Source organism: Azospirillum cavernae, from assembly GCF_003590795.1.
GTDB classification, from domain to species: domain Bacteria; phylum Pseudomonadota; class Alphaproteobacteria; order Azospirillales; family Azospirillaceae; genus Azospirillum; species Azospirillum cavernae.
This window is the reverse complement of record NZ_QYUL01000006.1, coordinates 20,520-42,505: the sequence shown is the minus strand read 5'-3', so window position 1 is coordinate 42,505 and position 21,986 is coordinate 20,520. Positions and strand designations below refer to the sequence as shown.

Sequence of the window (21,986 nt, the reverse complement as noted above, 5' to 3'; positions counted from 1 at the left end):
ACCATCCGCCTCCGTCCTTCTTTTCTTTTGCGGTGAAAGCCCCCCCTATGCGTTCTCTCAACAGAAAACGGGTTCTCGTCACCGGCGGCGCCGGATTCCTCGGCTCGCATCTGTGCGAGCGCCTGCTGGAGCGGGATTGCGAGGTTCTGTGCGCCGACAATTATTTCACAGGCAGCCGCGACAACGTCCTTCACCTTCTATCCAACCCACGTTTCGAGCTGATTCGTCACGACGTGACGTTCCCGCTCTATGTCGAGGTGGACCAGATCTACAATCTGGCCTGCCCGGCGTCGCCGATTCATTACCAGCATGATCCGGTGCAAACGACCAAGACCAGCGTCCATGGCGCCATCAACATGCTGGGGCTGGCCAAACGGCTGAACGCGCGGATCATGCAGGCCTCGACCTCTGAGGTCTATGGCGACCCGGCGGTGCATCCGCAGACCGAGGAGTATTGGGGCAACGTCAACACCATCGGCCCGCGCGCCTGCTACGACGAGGGCAAACGCTGCGCCGAGACGCTGTTCTTCGACTATCACCGCCAGCACAAGCTGTCGATCAAGGTCATCCGCATCTTCAACACCTATGGCCCACGCATGCACCCCAACGACGGGCGGGTGGTGTCGAACTTCGTCATCCAAGCGCTGAAGGGCGAACCGATCACCGTTTACGGCGACGGCCAGCAGACCCGCGCCTTCTGCTACGTCGATGATCTGATCGAAGGCTTCCTGCGCTTCATGGACACGCCCGCCGAAATCACCGGCCCGCTGAATCTCGGCAATCCTGGCGAATTCACCATGCTGGAACTGGCCGAGAAGATCATCCGGCTGACCGGCTCCTCCTCGCGGATCGAGCACAAGCCGTTGCCCCAGGACGATCCCAAACAGCGCCGCCCGGACATCTCGAAGGCCAAGGCCTTGATGAACTGGGAACCGACGGTGCCGCTCGACGCCGGGCTGGAGCGCACCATCGCTTATTTCCGCGACCGCTTCTTCGCCTGATCCTGAGGGAGTGTCGTCAGTTAGGGGATTCCCATCGATAGGAATGCGTGATTCCCAGAAGGTTGGCTGATGGGAGGGCCGACCGATGCGACGCTATGCATTACGGGACGACCAGTGGGAATGGATCCAGGATTTTCTGCCGGGGGCCGCGCCGGGCATGTCGGTGGGAGGGCGAAGGACAACCGCCTGTTTGTCGATGCTGTGCTGTACCGCTACCGGGCCGGCATTCCGTGGCGCGATCTCCCCGCCCGTTTTGGGGACTGGAAGAATACCCACCGCCGCTACCGTCGCTGGTGCGAAAGCGGCGTTTTCGAACGGCTTTTTAAGGCTCTGGCTGAAGTTAGCGACAACGAATACATGGAGTCACCCTGGAAAAGTAGAGAGCCTTTGGTCTTCGGCTATGCATTGGCGCTCGAAAGCGCGTGGGCTTTTGCAGCCGAGCGCCGAATGTCGCCGAGCAGGATTATAAAGCCCGTCGATACAGCGTCCAATGGCAGTTTCGACCGCTGATCTGGAAAGGAAAATTGTCCTCCAGATAGCGTCCACGGTTGTGGTGGAAATTCTCTGATCGCCCGTGGGGAGCATGCCCCCACGGGCGGCGGCTCGTGTGAAAGAGGTCGTCATCGGATTGGTCGGCTAGAGTGGAGTTGCAACGCTTCAGCTCGAACCGAAGGACGAACTCAGTGACCGATGACAGTATGGCACTGGCAGATCTTCTGCAGAAGACCGACGACGGCGACTTTCTGCGCAGCGTTGCCGAGGCGGTGTTGCAGATGTTGAACCGTTACATGCAGGTCGAGGTCATGGCCGAACTGAGCACAGCCGTCGAAAGCACCCCGACCATCACCTTTTCAGCCAAAGCCGCCTGATCGATGGCCACCTCAACGCCAGTCCGAATTTGGTCCATCTTAACGGACGCTATCGATGGGGACCTACTCAATCCCCAAACAGTCAACATCCTCGCCATCACCGCCCGTTCGGCTTTTTCTGGACGGCGACGAGTCGGGCGGAGTACCCATTCGAGTGTCGTCAGCGCACCAAGAGGCCAAGGCGAAAAAGACGCTGCGATGGGGTTCTTCGCCTCCCTTCAAACCTTTCAGCCGGACGCTTCAGCGCTTTGTTTTCCCAGATCCTGCGCCTGACGGTTCTTCTGCTGACCCCCCTTTGGCTGTCTCTGGGGGTGCAGATGCTGGATTTGCGCGTGTCGCTTCCCGGCCCGGTTCTGGAATGGGCGCGCAAGGACAAGGTCAAAGACCTCAATCTGACCGATGCTCCCATTCCGGGCTGGCGGGAAACCACCTATCTGGCCGCCAACCCCGACGTCGCCGCCGCCGTGAAAGCCGGACAATGGCGCAGCGGCTACGACCATTATCGCCTTTTTGGCCGCGCGGAAGGCCGTCCAGGCGCGCCAGGATCGCCGAAAACAGCGGCGCTTCCCTCCCCGCCGCCGCCTGCGCCGCCACCCAATCCCGCGCCGAACAGCCTTCCCATCGCAACACAGCCCGCGCCCGCCGCGCCCATGGTCGCGGCGGCCCCGCCACCTGCGAACGCTTCCCCAGACGTCGCGCTGGACGCCAAGCCCACCGTCGCCCCCCCCGCCGCGCCGCTTCCCGTTGCGCCCGTTCCGCGCCCCAAACCGACCATGACAACGGCCCCAACAGCCGGTGTGACTGAAAAGCCAAGCCAAACGCTTGCGGTGACGCAACTGCGTGCGGCCACCAACGGTGGGACCGTCCGCGTCGTTCTGGATCTCGACGGACCACCCCGCTTCACCCTGCTGGCGCAGCGTGCGCCCAACCGGCTGGAACTGGTGTTGCCGGGAACATTGTGGAAAGCGCCAGCCTCCGGCGCCTTCGCGGCAGCGCCGCTGACCTATCGGCTGGCCACGAGCGGGGGCGTCAACCACCTGATTCTCGGTGGCCAAGGTCCTATTCAGACAAAGACCGTCTTCGTCTTGCCCCCCGAAAAGGAGCACGGCCATCGTCTGGTCATCGACGTGGCCGTCGCCCCGAAAAAACGGACCTGAAACGACGAAAGGTCACAGGACAAAGTCGAAGTACGAAAATTCGTAATTGGCGATGTCGACTTGAATCCGAAAATCAGCGGCCAGGTCGGCGTTCACATTGCCTTCGATCATGGTCACGCCGTTGGCCGTCTCGTAACGCAACTGCCCTGCCGCCGAGAAGGCGGCGGTTCCGATGAAGGAAAAGCCGTCATTCACCGTCGTTCCCGAGATGGCGTCGATTTCCGACACGTCGATGCGGTCGGCCTCAGCCCCCGGCGTCGCGTAGCTGACGTTGCCCAACAGGGCCGCCGCCGTAATCGTCGGACCGTTGAAATTCACGATGACGTCAGGGGCGGTCAGCGTCGATTCGTTCAGGTTGCGCACCGAAAACACGTCGTTGCCAAGGCCGCCATCCAAAAGATCGGATCCCACGCCGCCAATCAGCGTGTCGTTGCCCGATCCACCCAAAAGAACGTCGTCCTGGGACAGCAACGGCGCGCCGCCCGACATGGCGACCGCGATTTCATGCGCGCGGTCGGAATAGACATCCCCAAACAGCACATCGTCGCCAGCGCCGCCGCGCAAGGTGTCGGCCCCGAATCCCGCGTAAAGCGTGTCGTTGCCTGACCCGCCATCCAGAAAGTCAGCCCCGCCCCCGCCATCCAGCCAATCGTCGCCCGTCTCGCCCAACAGGGTGTCGGCGCCGGACTGGCCGATGGCGTCGCCGTTCAGCCGATCATCTCCGGTCCCGCCGAACAGAAGGTCGTTGCCCGCCCCGCCTTCCAGCGTGTCGTTGTCAGCCCCGGCCAACAGGACGTCGTCGCCGGACTGGCCGAACAGGGCGTCAGCTCCCGCCAGGCCATAGATGGTGTCGTTGCCGCCAGCACCACCGATCCAATCAACAGCGGACGTTCCAAGAAGGTAATCGGCGGCGCTGGTCGCGCCTGGGCCGACCGTCAGGCCGGAGACGGACGGCTCCGAAAAACCCGCAAGGCTAGCAACCGAGATCAACGAGCCGCTGCTCGTCTGCACCAGTTCAACCCCGGTCAGGGTGTCCGCGCCGTCCGGGCCGCTGATGAACAGACTTCCGCCGCTGCCGAACGTCATGGCATAGGCCGAGATGTCGCTGGTCAGGACGAAACGGTCGACGCCGCCCAGCCCGTTCACGGCGTCAGCTCCGCTGGTTCCGGTCAGGGTGTCGGCGTTCGCCGTCCCGGCGACCGTGTCCGCCGCCCAAATTGCCCGCGCGTTTCCTGCCAACAGCGCCATGTCTCACCTCATTCTGTTGAGCGTAGACCACACGAAGGACAATGTTCGACCCGGACCGGCCCAGGGTTTTCTGACCAAACGGATCAGACCACCTGAAGGTAAGCCGGATCCAAAGCGCCATGACGGAAAGGGATCCAATCCTTGTGATCGGCGCGGTATTGCAGGCCGTAGGGATTCTTGAAGAAAATCTTCTGAAGGGGCTGACCGCCCTCGGCCTGGGTGCGATCAAGATCAAGCAACGGTGAGGTGACGAACACCTTCTCCCACAGCTCGGTGTTGTCCACCTCACGGCCCGCGTTCTTCACATAGTCACGCGCGGTGTCGCTGAGCTGCCACGCCTCTTCGACCATCGCGTAATAATCCACAGTTCCTTCGGCCATGGTCCCACTCCTAAAAAAGCGTTGCCCTAAAAAGGCGTTGCGGAGACATGGGCTGACATAGCGCATTTCCGCCATCAAAGGAATACGGCTGCGCCCTGTCAGCCGTCGTCAGTGGTTCACCCGCCGCCGCCCTCAGCGCCGGTCAAGGCCCTTTCCAGCGCGCGAACAACCCGATCAACGTCCTCATCCACCATCGTCGGATAAAGCGGCAGAGACAAGGTTTGCGCGTAATGCCGCTCCGCCCCCGGCAGAGACCGATCACCATAGCGCCGCCGCCAATAGGGTTGGCGATGAACCGGAATGTAATGGACTTGACTGCCGACGCCTTGCGCGCGCAGTGCCGCCATCACCCGCGCCCGAGACTGGCCAGCGGCGGCAAAGTCGATGCGGACGGCGCAAAGATGCCAAGCCGGACGGCACCAGGGAACCACACGCGGCGCCTCGACCAGCGGAGCCAACGAGGCCAGACGCGCGGCGTACAACGCCATCAGACGCCGCCGCCGCTCAACGAAGGCGTCGAGCCGCCCAAGCTGGCTGAGAACAAGAGCGGCGTGGATGTCGGACAGCCGATGATTGAAGCCCGGCTCTTCCATCTCATAATACCAGGGGTTGGCCAAGCCATTCTGGTCACAGGCGGCTTCGGGATCGGTGAACGCGTCCACCTCACCCGGCCCAGTCCGGTGGATGCCATGGTTGCAAAGACGGCGCACCCGCTCCATCAGGGCTGGATCCGCCCCGGTCACGGCTCCCCCTTCTCCGGCGGCGATGGTCTTGACCGGGTGGAAGGAGAACACGGTCAGCGCGCTCTGGACGCAAGCGCCAACAGGCGACGGAACAGAACCGCTGCAATCAACGGCGCCGACGGCGTGGCAGGCGTCTTCAACGACCGCCAGCCCCTGATCGCGAGCCAGGGCGCCAAGATCGGCCATCGCGGCGGTCTGCCCCGCATAATGGACCGGAGCCAGGACTCGCGGACGCCACCCAGCCGCGCGCGCCTGGGCCAAAGCGGCTTCGGCGTGCTCAACCCCCATCAACCCGGTGACGGGATCAACGTCGGCAAAGGCCACTTCAGCCCCGGCGTGACGGGCCGCCGAAGCGGTGGCGAGAAAGGTGTTGGATGGAACGATCACCGCGTCGCCGGGACCGACGTTCAAAGCGGTGTAGGCCAACCGCAGCGCGGCGGTGCCGTTGGCGCAGGCAACCGCCGCCGCCGCGCCGACCTTGTCGGCAAACGCCCGCTCAAACGCCGTCACCGTCGGCCCCTGGGTCAGCCAGTCGCCCCGCAACACGGCCGCCACGGCGGCGATGTCCGCATCGTCCACAGCCTGTCGGCCATAGGGCAGAAAAGGCAAGGCGCTGGTCATGATCCCTCCCTTGCCCGCGTCAATGAGCTTCCGCCAGCAGCGTGCGCAGTCGCTCGCCATCCAGCCAATCACCGTTGCTGTCGCTGGCGTAACGGAAACCGTCCGGCACCGGGCGGGCGCTCAACCGCTCATACGGCGCATGCTGCCAGAAGGCGAAGGCGGGTTCGATGACGAAACGGTCGGTCAGTTCGTAAGTCTGGCGCGAATCATCCTCGGTGATCATGACCTCGTGCAGCTTTTCACCGGGGCGAATGCCCACCATCTTCAACGGCAGATCCGGCGCCATGGCTTGCGCCAGTTCGGTCATGCGCATGCTGGGAATCTTGGGCACGAAGATTTCGCCCCCCAACATCATCGAAAAGCAGGACAGGACGAAATCGACGCCATGCTGAAGCGTGATCCAAAAACGGGTCATCCGCGCGTCGGTGATCGGCAGATGGTCCGTCCCTTGCGCGATCATCTTGCGAAACAACGGCACGACGCTGCCGCGCGATCCGACCACGTTGCCGTAACGCACCACGGAGAAACGTGTGTCGAGAGCGCCGGACAGGTTGTTGGCCGCGATGAAGATCTTGTCCGAGGCCAGCTTGCTGGCCCCATACAGGTTGATTGGGTTCGCCGCCTTGTCCGTGGACAGAGCGATGACCCGCCGCACCCCCATCGCCAGAGCCGCCCGCACCACATTTTCAGCGCCGTAGACGTTGGTGTGGATGCACTCCATGGGGTTGTATTCGGCGGCAGGAACATGCTTCAGCGCGGCGGCGTGGACGCAGAAATCAACGTTGCGCATGGCCAATTCCAGCCGTTCACGGTCGCGCACATCGCCGATGAAGAAACGCAGCGTCGAGGCCCATTCTGCGGGCATGCGCTGCTGCATCTCGTACTGCTTGAATTCGTCGCGAGAAAAAATGATGACACGGCGCGGTTTGGCGTGGCGCATCACCGTTTCGACGAAGCGCTGCCCGAACGATCCGCTCCCCCCTGTCACCAGAACGGATCGCCCATCGAACATCCGCAATCCAGCTTCGAGCGTCTGCTCCACTGAAACGTCAAGGGACTCGCCAAATTTTGTCATTGCAGCCAGTCTCGCCTGTTGATCGCGCCTCGGATCGACCGACTGTAATCGGACCTTCCTGATGATGGGGTTAATTCACCAGGGTGTGCCGTGCAAGCGGGTTCCTCTCGGTTCGGTCTCCGTTCGCGAGAAGCTTTGGTCCATCCGCATTTTCGGTGCAGGCCAGATGCAGAAGCGGGTCGGAATGAGCACATAAAGGGAACCATTTCCTGCATGAGCACCCGCTTCCTTGTCCAAATCGCTGCTTTCTCTGCTGCCAGCCGGGCTTGTCGTTGATCTGGTTACGGTCGATGCCGATCACGTCGTGCTGGCGCCTACGACGACGGCATCCGCCGAGGCGTACCGACCGCCGTTCAGGTCGTCGACCGCTGGCATCTTCTGCACAACCTCACCAATGTGCTGCGTGGGGTTCTCACCGGCCATCATCGGGATCTGCGGGCGGCCGCCAAGCTGGCCGTCGCTCCCGTCGATGGAACCGGACAAGAGGCGCACGCGCCGCAACCCGATGAGGGCGCCAAACCACCGACCCGTCGTGAGCAGCGGAGCGCCGTCATCAAGGCTGCCCGCCATGCCCGTTTCGAGGAGGTTGTCGCGCTGGACGCGCGCGACTGGTCGCAAACCCGCATCGCCCAGACGCTCGGCCTTGACCGCAAGAGGGGGCGGGTGGTGGTCGCCGACGCGTCTGAGATCGACGCGACCGAACAGTCCTTCGTCACCGCCCTGCTTTCCCGTTCCCCGGAGCTGGCGCAGACCGTCGCGTTGGCTCGGGCCTTCCGGACGATGGTTCGCGAACAGCGGGCCGGAGAACTGGATGAGTGGTTGCTGGCGACCGACGGCACGGCCATGGCGGGATTCGCCGGCGGCCTGAAACGTGAGCTGAAGACGATCAAGGGCACGATGAACGGACGCGGAGGCTTCGATTTGCTGCGCCATCGTGCCCTCGAAGCCGCCTGAACAGTACTGTTCAAGCTGGTCCTCTGCACCGAGAACGCGGATGGGCCAATATCAGTCCGGCGAGACCGACGTCACCGGCGCCATCAGCAAGACGGGCGACGCTTTGGTGCGCGGCGGCATGATGCGCGCCAAGGTCGCCCTGGCGCGCAAGCTGGCCACTGTCCGCCACCGGATGTGGGGGGCGCCGACTTCCGCTTCGGCAAGGAGACCGCCACCGCATAAGAACCAAACCGTTTCCGGTCGGGCTGATCAGCGGCCCAGCCGCCTGAGGTCCCGTCGCCGGGACGCAGGATCCGATGAAGCCGGGCAATTGCTGGTGAACCCGCCCTTGCGGACGGGCATCACGCTCTGCGAGATCGGCTCGCGGCTTCCTTCTGACCGCATGGTGTGGCGGCCATGTGCTGACCACGGACGGAAGCATGAAACCGGCACAACGTGTTCCATTCGGGGGCTTGACGACCCAACGGGCCCATTACGGAAGCAATACCCCCGCCAGGGTGGCGGTCGGAGGCCACGCTCAGGCGGCGGCGCGACGCGCGCGCAACGCCTTGCGTTTGGCTTCCGCAGTGGCCATAGCGCGGTCGTCCTGTTGACCGGAGTGCACGACCACGTCATAGCGGGCATTCAGATAATCGGCGCTGGTCCGCCGGATCTCTTCCAGCGTTTTGGGAGGAAACGCTTGGTCCTGGTATTTCCAGGCCGGCAAGTCGGGTGACAGTTCAATCGTGTAGAGCGCGATCTCGTCGAAATGCTGCCCGGCAAAATCCAGCGAGGCTTGGCGCTCCTCGGCGGTTTCGGTGGGCCAGCCAACGATCAGATCGGTGCGGAGCACCACCCGGGGGTTGGCGGCTCGCACCGCCGCCATGAAGGAGCCGACCCTCTCCGAATGGTCGCGCCGGTTCATCATCTTGAGAAGCCGTGCCGAGGTGGTCTGGATCGGCAGCTGGACGTCTGTTACCCGCTTGTTCTGGAAGAGCGGCAGCAAAGCATCGTAATAGCGATGGATGCCCGTCGGGTTGAACTGGGCGACGTGGACCTCATAGGAATCGTGGAATTCCAGCACGGCCTTCAAGAGACGGGAAAAATCGCTGTCGACGTCAAGGCCGTAGAGCGCGGTTTCCATTCCCATCAGGTTGATGATTCGCACACCCTCTTCCACGCATTGCGCGATCTGCTGCAGAATTTCGTCAAGCGGCCTGCTGCGGCGATTGCCAAGCCCTGGCTTGTGTGTGCAGAAGGTGCAATGAAACGCGCAGCCTTCGGCGATGTTGATGAAACGTTTCGACAGGTTGTAATCGCGATAGTCCTCTTTCCTGCGAAAGACCGATTGGGCAGGAACGTCCGCCAGTCGGACCTTAAATTCGGGAAACAGGGCTTCGATCCCACCAAAGGAGTAAGGACGGTCGGCGGCCGTGCGCACGGTCGGACCGGACCAGATTTCGGCGACCTTCGCGGGGTGAGCGTCGTTGACGCAGCCCATCACGATCATCTTGTCGGCATGATCCTTGGCGTATCGTTGAATGCGGTCATAGGAAGACTGCTCAAGAAGCGACCACCCATTGCAGGTCATGCACAATAGGCGGTCGGCCTCCTCGGGGGAACTGACGACACAGCCTCCGTTCGCTTCGAGCCACGTCTGCACACGGGCCAAATTGAGTTTTTGGGTTGTGCACATATCGTCTTCGGTAATGAAGAACTTCATGGCCTCTATCCCATTCGTGCTTTTGCGTTGGCGCGGTCGCTCTTCCGGATCTCTATTCCGCGAGATGTGAAGTGACCTTAGCACAACAGGGTAAGGCACGTAAAGTCATGTAAAAACCATGGCCACGCCAATAACACCATTCCCAATAAGGAAATCCAACATGAAGTTTCCGGAATAATCCATTTGATAACGGCCTATCCGAACAAATAATCGTAGAAATCCATGGTTAAAATTGCATATCTACACTGGCTTGGAAGCAAGAAGCGCGTCTGATCTAATGACAGTCCTTCATCCCTCCCAAACTTTCCATGGGGCGGTTCCGGTATGCCACAATTGCTCCAGATGGATTTTATCGCGAACGGTGTCCATCGCGTGCCAGAAGCCGGTGTGAATGTAGGCGGTCAATTGACCGGCCTCGACGATGCGTTGCAGTGGCTGGTATTCCCAACCTGTGGCATCGGGATCAATGAAGTCGATGACCGATGGCTCCAGCACGAAGAAGCCGCCGTTGATGAGCCCTTCATGAGCCTGGGGTTTTTCCAGAAAGGAGACGACACGGTCCTCCTCAACGATCGTCGATCCGAATCGGGCAGGCGGACGAACAATCGTCATCGTCGCCTGTCGTCCACCGGCCCGGTGCGCGGCCACCAGTTGATGCACATCGACGTCGCCGACCCCGTCGCCGTATGTCAGCAGAAACGTCTCGGTTCCGATGTGCGCGCGCACGCGGTGAAGCCGTTCGGCGGTGCTGCTGTCGATGCCGGTGTCGACCAGCGTGATCCGCCAAGGCTCGCTGCGGTCGCTCTGATACTGAACCTCGTTCCGGGACAAATCGATGGTGATGTCGCTGCAATGCATTCGGTAATTAATGAAATATTCTTTTATGCTGTTTCCCAAATATCCCAGACAAATCACAAAGTCATTGAACCCATAATGTGAGTATATCTTCATGATATGCCAAATTATAGGAAAGCCGCCGATCTGCACCATCGGTTTGGGGCGGATTTGCGTCTCTTCGGCCAAACGCGTGCCGCGGCCTCCGGCAAAAATCACGACTTTCATCGATTCCTCGTCTGGAGCCTCCCGCCTTGCGGCGGAAAGGAAAGCGCAATCTGGGAAATGGCCGAATTCTCCATGGCACCGCACCTATACGGCCCCAGAAAGCCATCACGACCGGTTATTCCGGCGCGGCTCTGAAGCTTGAATCCGCAGCCTTCCTCGCCATCATCGGCATCGAACGAGACCATCTTTGATGCTGCCCTTGATGCTGCGCAAACCGATCAAGCCGCCAGCTTGGTCTGGAAAATGCCATCCATCAGCAAAATAGATGGTGTCATGGCGCAACGACAAGGTTTTAAGTGAAGGGCGTGCGCGGGCGCCGCGTTCCTTCCCCACGCCGGGTCTCCATGTCTTCTGCCCGGAACCCCTGGTATAAACGCAAAGGGTGGAGCCTGAGGGATTTCGGCAATGGTGAGCGGCATGGCGGCCAGCGGGAGCAGACAGATGGAAACACCATGACAACCCAATCTGCCGTTCCGGCCCATTCTGGCAGCGTGACGAATCCGGCGACTCCCGCTCCTGACGGTCTTTCCACGGATGGACACGAACTGCGCCCGGATGCGGCGGCGCTGGATCGGTGGGTGGAACAGTTGCTGACCGATGCCCCGGCGCCAGTGGATATGGCATTGGCTGCCCGGTTTCTGGCTGGCGCCGCTCCGGTCGGCCCCTTGTTGCTGTACGGCGCCTCCAGCTTCACCGTCACCCTTCTGGAGGAGTTGCGATCCTTCCCGCAGACGGCGGGCCGGATAATCGGCGTGGTCGACCGGAACGCGAAGAGCCAGCCGTTCTTCGAGGGGCTGTCCACGCTGACGCCGGAGGAGGCGGTCGGCCAGGAGGCGACCGTGATCATCGCCCATCCGCGCCATGGCGGAGAAATGCGCGCGGTCCTGTTGGACCTGGGGATGCCGACGGCGCGTGTCCTGTCGCTGCTCCACGACCCGGCCTATGCTGCGATGGCCCTGGACGAACTGCGCCGATCATTGCTCGGCGATCCACCCCCATGCGATGTGCTTGTCTTCGTCGATACCAACTTCTCCATTCTGGAGGATGAGGCGCTGGTCCGGGCGCTGCCGACCGGCAGCGCCGTCCTGGGCGTGCATTTCGCCCCCTGGCAGCCGTACCGCCCCGAAGCCGGCCTGTACACCGCTCCGTCCTTTCCCGTGCTCGACCTGCGCGGTTCGTTGCCATTGCTCCTCGACCTGCTAGCCCGCGCTCAGCCAAGGCTGATCTACCTGCGCAGCCACTTCCCCATATACCCCCTGGCCCGGTTGCTGCGCATCCACGCGCCGCGCAGCCGCATCGTCCACGAGGTCTATGATTTTATCGCCTGGCAGCCGGAAAACGTCGTCACCGCCTTCAACGAGGTCACGCCGGAGCAATTGGCGCTGTGCCGGTTGGCCGAGGCGCAGACGCTGCTGGACAGCGACATGATCGTTTCCAAGCGTGGAGGGGCACGCTGGCGGCGTTGGCTGACGCGGGTGGCGGACAGCCGCGCCGCCGAACGCTGCGTCATGGCCTTCCAGCACGCGGGATGCGTTCCCCCGCCCGCCCCGCCGCCGCCGCGCCCAGGACCGTTGCGGCTGCTTTATGCCGCCCTGCTGCCCCAACCCCGGCATGCGGCGCTGGTTCCCGGCGACTATGATCTGGCGGGCATGTTCGCGCACCTGACGGAGACCGGCCCCATCCGGATCGATGTCTTCAACAGCGTGCACGAGGGTCCGGGTCAGGATCCCCGATTTGCCGCTTATCAGGAACGCTGGAGCGCTGGGCCGGTGCGCTATTTCCGTCGCCTGTCGGCGGCTGAACTGCGCCGCCGGATGCCGGACTATGATTTCGGCTGGATGTTCAGCGAACCGTCGGAAATCACGGTGCCGGATAAGGCGGTCTGCCTCTCGGCCCGCTTCGTCGGCTTCATCGCTGGCGGACTGCCGGTGGTCATCGACGACAGTTTCGAACTGATGGCCGGTCTGGTCCGGGATTTTCAAGCGGGGGTGGTGGTCCCGCAGGGCGACCTGGAGGCTTTGCGCGCCGCCATGACCGCCACCGACATGGCGTTGCTGCACGCCGGGGTGCGGCGGTTGTGGCGGCACATGGGCGCGTGCAATGCCGACGCCTTGGCGCGGATCGGTCGGCTGTTGTCGGCCGATGACATGGCGGGAACAGTTGGCGCATAAGAGACCGTCCGGTGTCGGCGATTTTCAGGATGTTTGGTGGAGTGGATCATGGCGGAAGCGCGACGCTGCCTTCTTGTGACGGCCGTCTGGGGCGAATGGCACACGCGGGTCTTTGCCACGATGAACCTGCCTTCGCTGCTGGCTCCGGGCAATCTGCCTGACTTCAGCCGTCGGGTAGCGGCTTCCTACCTCATCTTTACGCCACCTGATTGCGCTGCGGTGATCATGCAAACCGCGTCGTTCAAGGCATTGTCCGCCCTCATGCCGGTGGAGATCGTCGATCCCACGGATGTCGATCTGCGCCGTCCGATCGACGCGCATGTCGAACTCTGGTCACGAGGAGCGGAGCGTGCCCGCAACCAGGGGGCTTGCGTGCTCACCGTCCACCCCGATTTCGTCTGGGCCGACGGGGCCTTCGCCACGATCGCCGGCTTGCTGGAAGCCGGTCGCAAGGCGATCTACTTCATGTGCATCCGGGTCGTCTCGGAAACGTTCGAGGACGATTACCGCGAGATCGTCTGCAAGGAGTCGGACGCTGTTCCAGCCAGCGTGGTGTTCACGCCGCGCGCGCTGATGGCCTTGACGATGAAGCACATGCATCCTTTGCATGCAGCGTACATGAGGGACAGCGACAATTTTCCTCATCATATGGAGTACGTCATCTGGCCGGTGGGAAGCGAAGGCTTCATCATGCGCCTTCTGGTCGGCAGCGCCTTGTGCATCGACCTCAACGCGCTGAGCCTGGATCCGAAGCACTCTCTGGCCCGGCTGAACGATCCGTCGGACGTTGCCTTCATCGATGATTCCGACACCATGTACAGCGTCAGCCTGACGCCCCTCCAGCATGACCGGAACTGGTATTTCATGCAGCGCCGCGCCAATGCGGAGGAGATCGGGGCATGGTGGCTGGATTTCGACGGAGTGGCGCAACGGCATCTGGCCGCGCGCTCCTTGAAGTTCCACGCGGGGGATCGCACCGAATCCCTGTGGCGACGGGTCGAGCAGCAGTCCGATTTCTTCGTGCACCAGATCTCGGCGGCGTGCGACATGATCCGGCTGTGCCGTACTCTGGATCTCCTCGGCTACCGGCGCGGAGCCGAATTGCTGGCTACGGCGCTCTACGGGAACCGGCTGCGCCGCCGCTGGCTCTGGAAGGGGCCGGTGACGGTCTTCTGTCCCACTGACGCGGCCTTCGCGGCCTTGGGTGACGCCGCCTGGAACGCCTTGCTGGCGCCGGAGAGCGGGGCGCTCCTGTTTGCCCTGATCACGGCGCACACAGTCGACTCGCCGCTCGCCGCTCCCATCGATGGGCACGAAGCGGTCACGGCTCAAACCATCGGCGGGGGAAACCTGGTCCTGACTGCGGACGCCGGCCGGACAACGGTCAATGGTCGGGCGGTGCTGGACCAGCTTGTCCTGCCGCACGACCACCGGCTTTATCTGATCGACGATTTTCTGACCGATCCGCCGAGGCCCAGCCGCCGTCCGCCACAGGCCGCCGTCTTTCTCGACCGCGACGGCGTCGTCAACCGCGCCATCCTGCGCGCCGGCAAACCCTATCCCCCGGACAGGCTCGAGGATCTGGACATCCTGCCCGGCGTTCCAGAAGCCATCGCCGCCTTGCGGAGCCGTGGCTTTCTCGTCGTCATCGTGACCAACCAGCCAGATGTCGCCACCGGCCGACAGGAAAGGGCGGTGGTCGAGGCGATGCACGAAAGCATCGCCCGCACCCTGGGGGTCGACGACATACGCGTCTGCTATCACACCGACGCCGATGGGTGCGCTTGCCGCAAGCCTTTGCCCGGCATGCTGCTTGATGCGGCGCGCGATTGGAACATTGATCTGGCGCGAAGCCATCTCGTCGGCGACCGCTGGCGCGACATCGCCGCAGGCCGCGCCGCAGGATGTTCCACCTATCTGATCGACGGCGGTTATGCCGAGCCGGCGGCGGACTCTCCCGACCATCGCGTCGCGTCGCTGGCGGAGGCCGCCCGGATCATCCTGGCGACGGACGAAGCGAAAGGAGGCTCCCATGTCTGCCCGTGATCCCGTGACGGCACAGTTTCTCCGCTACTCGGCGCAATGGTCGGAGCCTCTGCTGCACAGCGCCCGGATCATCCTGGAGGCTGTCGGCATGCGCCGCATCCTGGCGTCCGCCATGCCCCGGCTGGGGGTTCCCCTGGAAACCCAGGCGCCCTATCGACTGCTTGCCATGGGGGCGGCTTCGGGCCATGCGCTCGAACAGGCCGACCGCATGCTGGCGCTGATCGCCGAAACCCGTCCCGAGGAATTCCGCGCCCATTTCTGGCGCGGCCTCCTCTGCCTGGAGCGTGGCGATCCCCAAGCCGCCCTGCCGCATCTGGAACGGGCCGCCGCGTGGTTTTCTGGCAGCGCGCTCGCGTTCTTCTACGCGTCACGGATCGAACGCGCGCGTTCCTGGCGTGGCAGGGAAACGCCCCGGCTGGCGGCAGCCGTCGCGGCGGCTCCCGAACTTCCCGCAGCGCGTCGGCGGCTTGCCGACATCCGGCGGGCCGCCAACCCGGCGGCGGCGGCGGCGCAGTACCTCGCTGTGGCGCATCATGGCATGCTGCCGCTTTACGGACAGAGCTTCGCCCAAGCGCAGGCCGAAGCCCAGACACGCTTGGCCGTCCTCAAATCCGGCGATAGCCGAAAGGACGAGCCGCTGACGGAAGGGGACGCTCCGGTCTGCATCCGGCCGTTGCGGGCGGGGCAGAATGATCTCGAGCGGTACTGCGAACGGGCGCTCGACACCAGCCTGCGCAATCCGCCCATGCCGGGGAGTCCCGTGGATCGGCCCGACGCCGTCCACATCCTGCCGCTCTACCACATCGGCTACACCCTTGTCCGGTGGCGGGAACGTTTCTATGCGGTCGATTGGCGCATCGGCTGGATCAAGCCGCATCACCTGGAATCCACGCCGGACAGGCCAGTTCCCAACGCTGACACGGTTGCCGCGTTGCAGCGCCTGATTGCCGCTGAATCCGCGTCGCCGCCGTTCTAAGCAGAAGGGGGCGGAACAGGCCGCCAGCCCACCGGGTTCAGCGCAACCGGGAGGCGGAGAACCAGGTATCGTGTTTGGCGCCGCTGATGCTGCGGGCGGCGCCGTTGTCTTGTGAGCAATAAAGCTCGACATAGTCCGTCGTACCGTTCATCTGCACGATATCGCTGAGTTGCGCTGGGTAGTTGCCGGTCCGAGCCGGCGCGACAAAATTCCAGGATTGCGCTGCGCCATTTTTATAAATGGCGGCTCCGATATTTACCCCGCTGCTCGAATTCACGATATTGACCTGAGCCGCTATGATGAAATAGCCGCCCACCGTCGGTTTGAAGCGGCAGGTCGTGGTGTCGAAGGCGGCGCCGACGTTGAAGTCGGCGGTCGTCAGGTTGACCCGCGTGGCGGTCGAATTCGGAACGCCGGTCTGGTCGACGCCGTTCAGGGTGATTCGGCAGAAAACCTCATTCGCCAGAGAGGAGGTCGTCAGGTCGGACAGCGCGCGTTCGTCGCTGATCACCGCGTTGGTGATGAACGACAGGGTGTTCAGCAGATGGACGCGGGCCACCGGCAGTTTGCCTGCGGGAAGGGCCGGTGGCGTGACACTGCCATCCGTGCCGACGACGATGCTGGCCGTCCCGGCCGTGCGGTCGACGACCACACGGTCCACCCGTTGGCTGGGGGTCGCGGTGAAAGGACCCACCGTCTGCGGGTTGACTTCGGTCAGCGTGGCGCCGTTGAGCAGATGCCCGGCATCGACGATGATGGTCATGTTGGGTGTGGTCTGCGCATGCGGTGCGAAAGGCCCGACGACGCGCTGAGCGACCGCCCAGTTGGTGGTGCTCTGCGGCAGGTCCGATGGGTTGAATGTCTGAACGGGCATTGTCGGCTCCAGGTATTTTTCACATATTTGGAGCCTAATCAATCGTCGTCAACAATTTATTCGAGATATGTTTCTATTTTTACAACCAAATAGCTCATAATTTGAATGTTTTTCTCTTGATAATCAAAAAACAACCTTTACCATATTTAAAGGGTCGTGCTGCTGATCGGTTAAGTGCCTTCTGGAGAATCCTCCAGACTGTCGGCAGGCGTTTTTAGGGCTTGGGGGCTATCAACGAATGCGCAGGTCCAATGGACAACAACGTTGTCCAGCAAGAACTCAATTTGGCACAGCGCGAATATCGTTTTCTTAACACTTTCTTAGGAGTTGCGTCATGAAATATGATGTTAAAAATATTCTCAATCATGTTGTCGAGAAATTTTCAAAGTCGTTTCCTGAGGAAATTCCGACTCAACATCTTTGAATTCACAATTTTTACCCGATATGTATTATGATTATTTAATAAAAATCTGGCCCTATGAGCATATTCTTTCTGTCGGGAGCCAAAGCTTCCGTGCCATGAGCTTCCATGGGATGCATGCGGACAATCCAGACAGCCTGGGACAGGTTGGCAAATTGGCGGATGATCTGAAGCACGACTGGCTGCAATTCGAAGAGCTTATGGTCGGCTGCGTGTTTTCTCTCGTATTCGAAAAACTCAAACCAGCCATCAATGAACATTTGCGGAGATATGATTTAGATTGTCACGATCAATTGATGCTGGAGAAAGATGATTTTGAAATCATACAAGATGAACTTGTGACAAGACGAAACAAGCACATTTTAGCGCCTCATATCGACAATCTGCGTGGCGCTTTGACGATCCTGTATTATATGCCGCCAGACAGCGACCATATGCATCTTGGAACTTTGTTCTATAAACAGGTTGGCCCCGGTCGCCCTCTGTTGCCAAAAGATATGCCGGTGCCCTTCTACGCTCAGTATGCATCCTCTTCCAGCATCACATGCGTGGAAGCCAAGCGGGTGCCGTTCGCCCCCAACACGCTCATCGCCTTTGTCAACAGCATCGACGCTTGGCACGGCCAGCATTTGGACGAGATGTATGATCGTAGAGGGTATCAATCCTTCTTTGGTGTCCGTGAGGCTCTGCTGGACCGGATTTTCGATGCGCAATCCGTCCGCGCCCTGACCTGCGGGGGCGCGGCTGACGCAACCTGACAACCAGCTGGGTTGCGGGAGCGGGTTTCTGATGGGGCACGCCGCCCCATCGGTCAGGGCGGACGGGTGGCGAGAGCGGTTGCCAAGCTGGCGATGGCGCGCTGATGGGCGAAGGTGGTCGGCAGCGCGACGGTGATCCGGGCCGCCCTCTCGGCGCCCCAGGCGGCGACCTTGATCAGAGGCCGAGACGGAGTGTGTCGAACTGGGCGTCGCGCCAGGCCGCGCGCCTGGATGTCGATCAACAGTTCGCGCCAGCTTTGCGCGCTCTCGCGCACGCCGACCTGAAAGCCGACCAGTTCCTTCTTGCCCTCCGAGGTGGCGCCGATGATCGCCAGCATGCGCTCGGCTGCCGGTTCCATGCAGGCTTGAAGGTAAACGCCATCAGCCCAGATGTAGACGCGGCGGCGCGGCGACAGATCGCGCTTTTGCCACCGCGCATAGTCGACCGATCACCGAGACCGAATGTTTGGCGCATCCTTGCCAAGCAGGGCGCTCAGCGCCTCCTGAAAGTCGCCGGTGGAGACGCCGCGCGGGTAGAGCGCCGGCAGCAGGGCGTCCAGGCTCCTGGTCCGCAGCGTCCAGCGCCGAACAAGGATCCAAAAGCGACCGTGCCTGCATGGGATGCGCTCCCGATTCGAAGACCTCTATGAATCACAGCAAGCCGCGTACCTGAATCCCCCTCGTTTTCAAGCGATTGCCCTGGCCCAAACATGATGGATGTTGAGGTTGGCGGCGTTTCCAGCCGTAATATTCGCTGATTCTGAACCCAAAAAGACGGCAACCGTGATGGACGAGTGCTTCAGCCTTCTCCGCGTCGATGCTCTCATAAATCATCGACTTGTTTTCTTGGCGAAGAAGGCCACCGCATTTTTTAAGAGATCCCGTTTCTGACGTGGAAATTTATTCTCAAGCCGAAGCCGCGCCAGTTCTTTTTGCATGTCGTCTTGCGGACCGAACAGAACATCCGCCTCTTTAGAGCAGATCGCGTTAAATCGGGATCGATTCGACGCGTGAATCTGCTCGATAAATCAAAGATTAGAGCGCCGCGCTGTTTCAGATTTAGCGCGCGGCGCTCTAAATTGGGTTTTTCACCGCGTCCGCGTCGATTTTCCGATACCCAGATCAGCGGCGACCTGCGCCACAGCGCGTCCGCTCGTCTCAGTCAGCCGCACTGCTTCACGCTTGAAGTCTTCCGTAACTTTCCGCTGTTTGGTTGTGCTCACGGAAGCCTCCTGATCCTCGTTGTTTTCTCAAAAGGCTCTCCACTTTTCCAGGGCAACTCCAACCGCAAGCTTTCAGATTTGGATTCCGCGCGCATGGCTCTAGTTTTTATGAATCCACGCGCGTCACTCAAGCCATTTTCACTTTCCCCGCCTTCTAAGGTGTGTCTCGAACGCCACAGTCCCGCCCTCCGATTTCGGAGGGGCTTCCAAATCAGGGGCATCACATCCGATGCGCTTGCCTTTTTGTGCGACACCCCTTATGCGTATCCACAGTTCAAGGGATTATCGGCCTGGCTCGCCAGGGCTGTGCCTACGGCATCGCCCCCCTTGGATCCAAACGAACCGGTTTATTGGTTAGAGGGGCTAAAATGGCAACGATTACTCTTACGGAATCCGCTGATACCCTGACGTCGTCGTCCGAGTCCGATCTGGTCTTGGGTCTCGGCGGTTCTGACAGCCTGACGGCGCTCGGCGCCGACACCATTTATGCCGCCAGCGGCGACGACACCATTGTCTCGTCGTCCAGCACCATCGGTCAGCTCCTGTTCGGCAACGGCGGCAGCGACAGCATTCTCGGCTCTGACGGCGCCGACACCCTGTTTGGCGGCATCGACTCTGACGTCATCAGCGGCGGCGCTGGCGCGGATCGCGTTTTCGGCGACACCGGCAACGACACGTTGGTTGGCGGCAGCGGCGCCGACACCATCTATGGCGGCGCGGGCAACGATTCGATCCTCGGCGGCAGCGACTCGACCGGCGCGACTGACAGCTCGGGCAACCTGCTGTTCGGCAACGCTGGCAATGACACCATCTACGGCGGCAGCGTCGCGGACACCGTTTACGGCGGCGCCGACAACGATTTGATCGATGGCGGCAACGGCAGCGATCTGATCTTCGGCGATGTCGGCAATGACACCGTGTTCGCGCAGACCGCTTTGGCTGGCGCCGACACCGTCTATGGCGGCGCTGGCAACGATTCGATCTCTTACACGGCCGACACCACCGGCAGCCGACTGTTTGGCAACGCCGGCAACGACGCCGTGCTCGGCGGCTTCGGCGCCGACACCATCTATGGCGGCGCCGACAACGACACCCTCTCGGGTGGCAGCGCTGCGGATGTTCTGTTCGGTGACAACGGCAACGACGTCATTTACGGCGTGGCCTCGGGCGCTGCGGCGACCGCTGGCGCTGCTGCTGACACCCTGACCGGTGGCGCTGGCAACGATCTGATCTACGGCTTCACGGACAGCGCTCTGGTGAGCAGCAACTCGACTGGCGCGCTGTTGATCGGCAACGCCGGTGCTGACACGCTGTACGGTTCGATCAACGGCGCCGACACCATTTATGGCGGCGCTGACAACGACACCATCTATGGTGACTTCGTTTCGACCACCAGCGGTTCGGATGGCACGGGCGGCAGCGACATGCTGTACGGCGACAACGGCAGCGACGTCATCTATGGCGGTTCGGGTGCTGACACGCTGAATGGCGGCGCTGGCGCTGACACCCTGTATGGCGGCCTCGGCAGCGACCGTCTGGTCGGCGGCGCGGACGCTGACGTCCTGGTGTTCGACAACGTGCCTGCCAGCGCGGGCTATGCTGCTTCTGGCGCCATCACGGCGGCGACCGGCACCGACTTGGTCACGGGCTTTGAACGTGGCACCGACAAGATCGCTCTGTCGACCGCCACTTTCACGGCGCTTGACACGGGCAACCTGTCCACCCAGGTCTATTCGGCTTCGGGTCAAGGCAGCGCCGCTGGTCTGGCCGGCATGTATCTGCTGTTCGACACCAGCAGCAGCATCCTGTACTATGACGCCAGCCCGACGGACACTAATGGGCGCTCTGGCATCGCCACCCTGGATGGTGTGACGCAGATCAACTCGTCTGACTTCATCATCATCGCCTAAGTTCAGTATAGTCGCTTAAGAAGGGGGCAGGCTTTGGCCTGCCCCTTTTTTTTGCCCACGCCGCGCCGTCTTTGTCGCTTGATGCTTTTTCTGGACGTCCCGTTTGCGTCCTGTTCCTTTCGATTGCCTCCCCGTCCGGCTGCCCATAAGGTGTGCGGCGCGTTTCTTTTCTGGATTTTGCCAACAATGCACGCATCCCCGTCCTCTGCCGAGACCATGGCCCCGGTGTCCGCGATTGCGAACGCCAAAGCGTTTTTCGCCGCTGGCCGTTATGAGGAGGCGGTGGCGTGTTGTCGCGACGCTTTGCGGAATGGTCAGGCTGTTGTTGATGCGTTGATCCTGCTGGGGTCGATTGGAACCCTGACAAAATCCGCGAAATCCGTGATTCCACTGTTGCAGCTTGCCCTGTCGCTGGACAAAAACAATCTGTCGGCTTTGAACGCCTTGGGATTGGCTCATCACGCGCTTCATGAGTATGACGCGGCGTGCAAACAGTTCGAAACCGCTCTGACGATTGCTCCCGGTCGCATCGAAGTTTTGCGGAATCTGGCCCATGCCCAAGCTGGGCGGCTGGATTGGACAAAAGCAGAGGCGGTGTTTCGACAGATCCACGCGGAGAAGAAGAAGGCCCAAAAAGATTGGATCCCGCACGCGCTGAGTCTGCATCATCTCAAGCGTGACGCCGAGGCTGTGCACATCATTGAAGCGTTTCTTCGGATGGAGCCGGAAAATAGCGACGCTTGGTTTGTTTTTGGCATGATCTTGTATTCCTTGCGTGGCGCGAAGGAAGCGATT

Annotated in this window: 14 protein-coding genes and 7 pseudogenes; 12 read left to right on the top strand and 9 right to left on the bottom strand. The window is 61.7% G+C overall.

What is annotated here, in order from left to right; translation table 11 throughout:
- Positions 1-47: 47 nt before the first annotated feature.
- From D3877_RS28065 to D3877_RS28050, 4 genes and pseudogenes are all read left to right on the top strand, one after another.
- Complete coding sequence (locus tag D3877_RS28065; RefSeq protein WP_119834109.1) at positions 48-1,001, top strand: UDP-glucuronic acid decarboxylase family protein; 954 nt, start codon at positions 48-50, stop codon at positions 999-1,001.
- Between the two features lie 85 nt (positions 1,002-1,086).
- Positions 1,087-1,358 (top strand): annotated as a pseudogene (locus D3877_RS28060) (transposase); the annotation flags it as partial.
- Between the two features lie 326 nt (positions 1,359-1,684).
- Positions 1,685-1,816, top strand: a pseudogene (locus tag D3877_RS28055) (IS256 family transposase); the annotation flags it as partial.
- Positions 1,817-2,118: 302 nt separating this feature from the next.
- Positions 2,119-3,027 carry a hypothetical protein gene (locus tag D3877_RS28050; protein ID WP_119834108.1) on the top strand — a complete coding sequence of 303 codons (909 nt, stop codon included), beginning with the start codon at positions 2,119-2,121 and terminating at the stop codon, positions 3,025-3,027.
- 12 nt (positions 3,028-3,039) lie between these two features.
- Here the strand turns inward: D3877_RS28050 and D3877_RS28045 are convergent, their stop codons facing one another.
- The 4 genes from D3877_RS28045 to pseB all read right to left on the bottom strand — a co-directional run bounded on the left by D3877_RS28045 (position 3,040) and on the right by pseB (position 7,031).
- Positions 3,040-4,275 (bottom strand): calcium-binding protein, encoded by a 1,236-nt coding sequence (locus D3877_RS28045; protein WP_119834107.1) that lies wholly within the window; start codon positions 4,273-4,275, stop codon positions 3,040-3,042.
- Between the two features lie 83 nt (positions 4,276-4,358).
- Positions 4,359-4,655, bottom strand: coding sequence for a hypothetical protein (locus D3877_RS28040; protein WP_119834106.1), 297 nt, complete (start codon positions 4,653-4,655; stop codon positions 4,359-4,361).
- Positions 4,656-4,771: 116 nt separating this feature from the next.
- Positions 4,772-6,019, bottom strand: coding sequence for a UDP-4-amino-4,6-dideoxy-N-acetyl-beta-L-altrosamine transaminase (gene pseC / locus D3877_RS28035; RefSeq protein WP_119834105.1), 1,248 nt, complete (start codon positions 6,017-6,019; stop codon positions 4,772-4,774).
- Between the two features lie 19 nt (positions 6,020-6,038).
- Positions 6,039-7,031, bottom strand: coding sequence for a UDP-N-acetylglucosamine 4,6-dehydratase (inverting) (gene pseB / locus D3877_RS28030; protein ID WP_119834243.1), 993 nt, complete (start codon positions 7,029-7,031; stop codon positions 6,039-6,041).
- 366 nt (positions 7,032-7,397) lie between these two features.
- On the opposite strand from pseB, the pseudogene D3877_RS28025 reads away from it, so the two are divergent.
- Positions 7,398-8,048: pseudogene (locus D3877_RS28025) on the top strand (transposase); the annotation flags it as partial.
- Between the two features lie 46 nt (positions 8,049-8,094).
- Positions 8,095-8,270 (top strand): annotated as a pseudogene (locus D3877_RS30350) (IS110 family transposase); the annotation flags it as partial.
- A gap of 295 nt (positions 8,271-8,565) precedes the next feature.
- On the opposite strand, the gene D3877_RS28015 reads toward D3877_RS30350, so the two are convergent.
- Both D3877_RS28015 and rfbF read right to left on the bottom strand, forming a co-directional pair.
- Complete coding sequence (locus D3877_RS28015) at positions 8,566-9,750, bottom strand: radical SAM protein (RefSeq protein WP_119834104.1); 1,185 nt, start codon at positions 9,748-9,750, stop codon at positions 8,566-8,568.
- 288 nt (positions 9,751-10,038) lie between these two features.
- Positions 10,039-10,812 (bottom strand): glucose-1-phosphate cytidylyltransferase, encoded by a 774-nt coding sequence (gene rfbF, locus D3877_RS28010; protein ID WP_119834103.1) that lies wholly within the window; start codon positions 10,810-10,812, stop codon positions 10,039-10,041.
- A gap of 452 nt (positions 10,813-11,264) precedes the next feature.
- On the opposite strand from rfbF, the gene D3877_RS28005 reads away from it, so the two are divergent.
- The 3 genes from D3877_RS28005 to D3877_RS27995 are packed head-to-tail and all read left to right on the top strand — an operon-like array spanning position 11,265 to position 16,005.
- Positions 11,265-12,983: a hypothetical protein gene (locus D3877_RS28005; protein ID WP_147395309.1), complete on the top strand. Its 1,719-nt coding sequence runs from the start codon at positions 11,265-11,267 to the stop codon at positions 12,981-12,983.
- Positions 12,984-13,031: 48 nt separating this feature from the next.
- Positions 13,032-15,029: an HAD-IIIA family hydrolase gene (locus tag D3877_RS30055; RefSeq protein WP_158600026.1), complete on the top strand. Its 1,998-nt coding sequence runs from the start codon at positions 13,032-13,034 to the stop codon at positions 15,027-15,029.
- Positions 15,016-16,005 carry a hypothetical protein gene (locus tag D3877_RS27995; RefSeq protein WP_119834101.1) on the top strand — a complete coding sequence of 330 codons (990 nt, stop codon included), beginning with the start codon at positions 15,016-15,018 and terminating at the stop codon, positions 16,003-16,005. The genes D3877_RS30055 and D3877_RS27995 overlap by 14 nt, the downstream gene beginning before the upstream one ends.
- A gap of 37 nt (positions 16,006-16,042) precedes the next feature.
- On the opposite strand, the gene D3877_RS27990 is transcribed toward D3877_RS27995, so the two are convergent.
- Complete coding sequence (locus D3877_RS27990; RefSeq protein WP_119834100.1) at positions 16,043-16,879, bottom strand: hypothetical protein; 837 nt, start codon at positions 16,877-16,879, stop codon at positions 16,043-16,045.
- A 444-nt stretch (positions 16,880-17,323) separates the two neighbouring features.
- Here D3877_RS27990 and D3877_RS29660 point away from each other — a divergent pair, with 444 nt between their 5' ends.
- Positions 17,324-18,058 carry a hypothetical protein gene (locus D3877_RS29660; RefSeq protein ID WP_147395308.1) on the top strand — a complete coding sequence of 245 codons (735 nt, stop codon included), beginning with the start codon at positions 17,324-17,326 and terminating at the stop codon, positions 18,056-18,058.
- A gap of 203 nt (positions 18,059-18,261) precedes the next feature.
- On the opposite strand, the pseudogene D3877_RS27975 reads toward D3877_RS29660, so the two are convergent.
- A pseudogene (locus tag D3877_RS27975) lies at positions 18,262-18,651 on the bottom strand (transposase); the annotation flags it as partial.
- A 498-nt stretch (positions 18,652-19,149) separates the two neighbouring features.
- Positions 19,150-19,281: pseudogene (locus tag D3877_RS30345) on the bottom strand (transposase); the annotation flags it as partial.
- A gap of 368 nt (positions 19,282-19,649) precedes the next feature.
- Between D3877_RS30345 and D3877_RS27965 the strand changes: the two are divergent.
- Together D3877_RS27965 and D3877_RS31105 are read left to right on the top strand one after the other, a co-directional pair.
- On the top strand, positions 19,650-21,191 hold the full coding sequence (locus tag D3877_RS27965; protein ID WP_119834097.1) for a calcium-binding protein: 1,542 nt from the start codon (positions 19,650-19,652) through the stop codon (positions 21,189-21,191).
- A gap of 81 nt (positions 21,192-21,272) precedes the next feature.
- Positions 21,273-21,491: pseudogene (locus tag D3877_RS31105) on the top strand (hypothetical protein); the annotation flags it as partial.
- Positions 21,492-21,986 lie beyond the last annotated feature (495 nt).

Coding starts and splice junctions, on each gene's coding strand:
- D3877_RS27965 (WP_119834097.1), top strand. CDS start 19,650: ATGGCAACGATTACTCTTACGGAATCCGCTGATACCCTGACGTCGTCG.
- rfbF (WP_119834103.1), bottom strand. CDS start 10,812: ATGAAAGTCGTGATTTTTGCCGGAGGCCGCGGCACGCGTTTGGCCGAA.
- D3877_RS30055 (WP_158600026.1), top strand. CDS start 13,032: ATGGCGGAAGCGCGACGCTGCCTTCTTGTGACGGCCGTCTGGGGCGAA.
- D3877_RS28005 (WP_147395309.1), top strand. CDS start 11,265: ATGACAACCCAATCTGCCGTTCCGGCCCATTCTGGCAGCGTGACGAAT.
- D3877_RS28065 (WP_119834109.1), top strand. CDS start 48: ATGCGTTCTCTCAACAGAAAACGGGTTCTCGTCACCGGCGGCGCCGGA.
- D3877_RS29660 (WP_147395308.1), top strand. CDS start 17,324: ATGTATTATGATTATTTAATAAAAATCTGGCCCTATGAGCATATTCTT.
- D3877_RS28040 (WP_119834106.1), bottom strand. CDS start 4,655: ATGGCCGAAGGAACTGTGGATTATTACGCGATGGTCGAAGAGGCGTGG.
- pseC (WP_119834105.1), bottom strand. CDS start 6,019: ATGACCAGCGCCTTGCCTTTTCTGCCCTATGGCCGACAGGCTGTGGAC.
- D3877_RS27995 (WP_119834101.1), top strand. CDS start 15,016: ATGTCTGCCCGTGATCCCGTGACGGCACAGTTTCTCCGCTACTCGGCG.
- D3877_RS28045 (WP_119834107.1), bottom strand. CDS start 4,275: ATGGCGCTGTTGGCAGGAAACGCGCGGGCAATTTGGGCGGCGGACACG.
- D3877_RS27990 (WP_119834100.1), bottom strand. CDS start 16,879: ATGCCCGTTCAGACATTCAACCCATCGGACCTGCCGCAGAGCACCACC.
- pseB (WP_119834243.1), bottom strand. CDS start 7,031: ATGTTCGATGGGCGATCCGTTCTGGTGACAGGGGGGAGCGGATCGTTC.
- D3877_RS28015 (WP_119834104.1), bottom strand. CDS start 9,750: ATGAAGTTCTTCATTACCGAAGACGATATGTGCACAACCCAAAAACTC.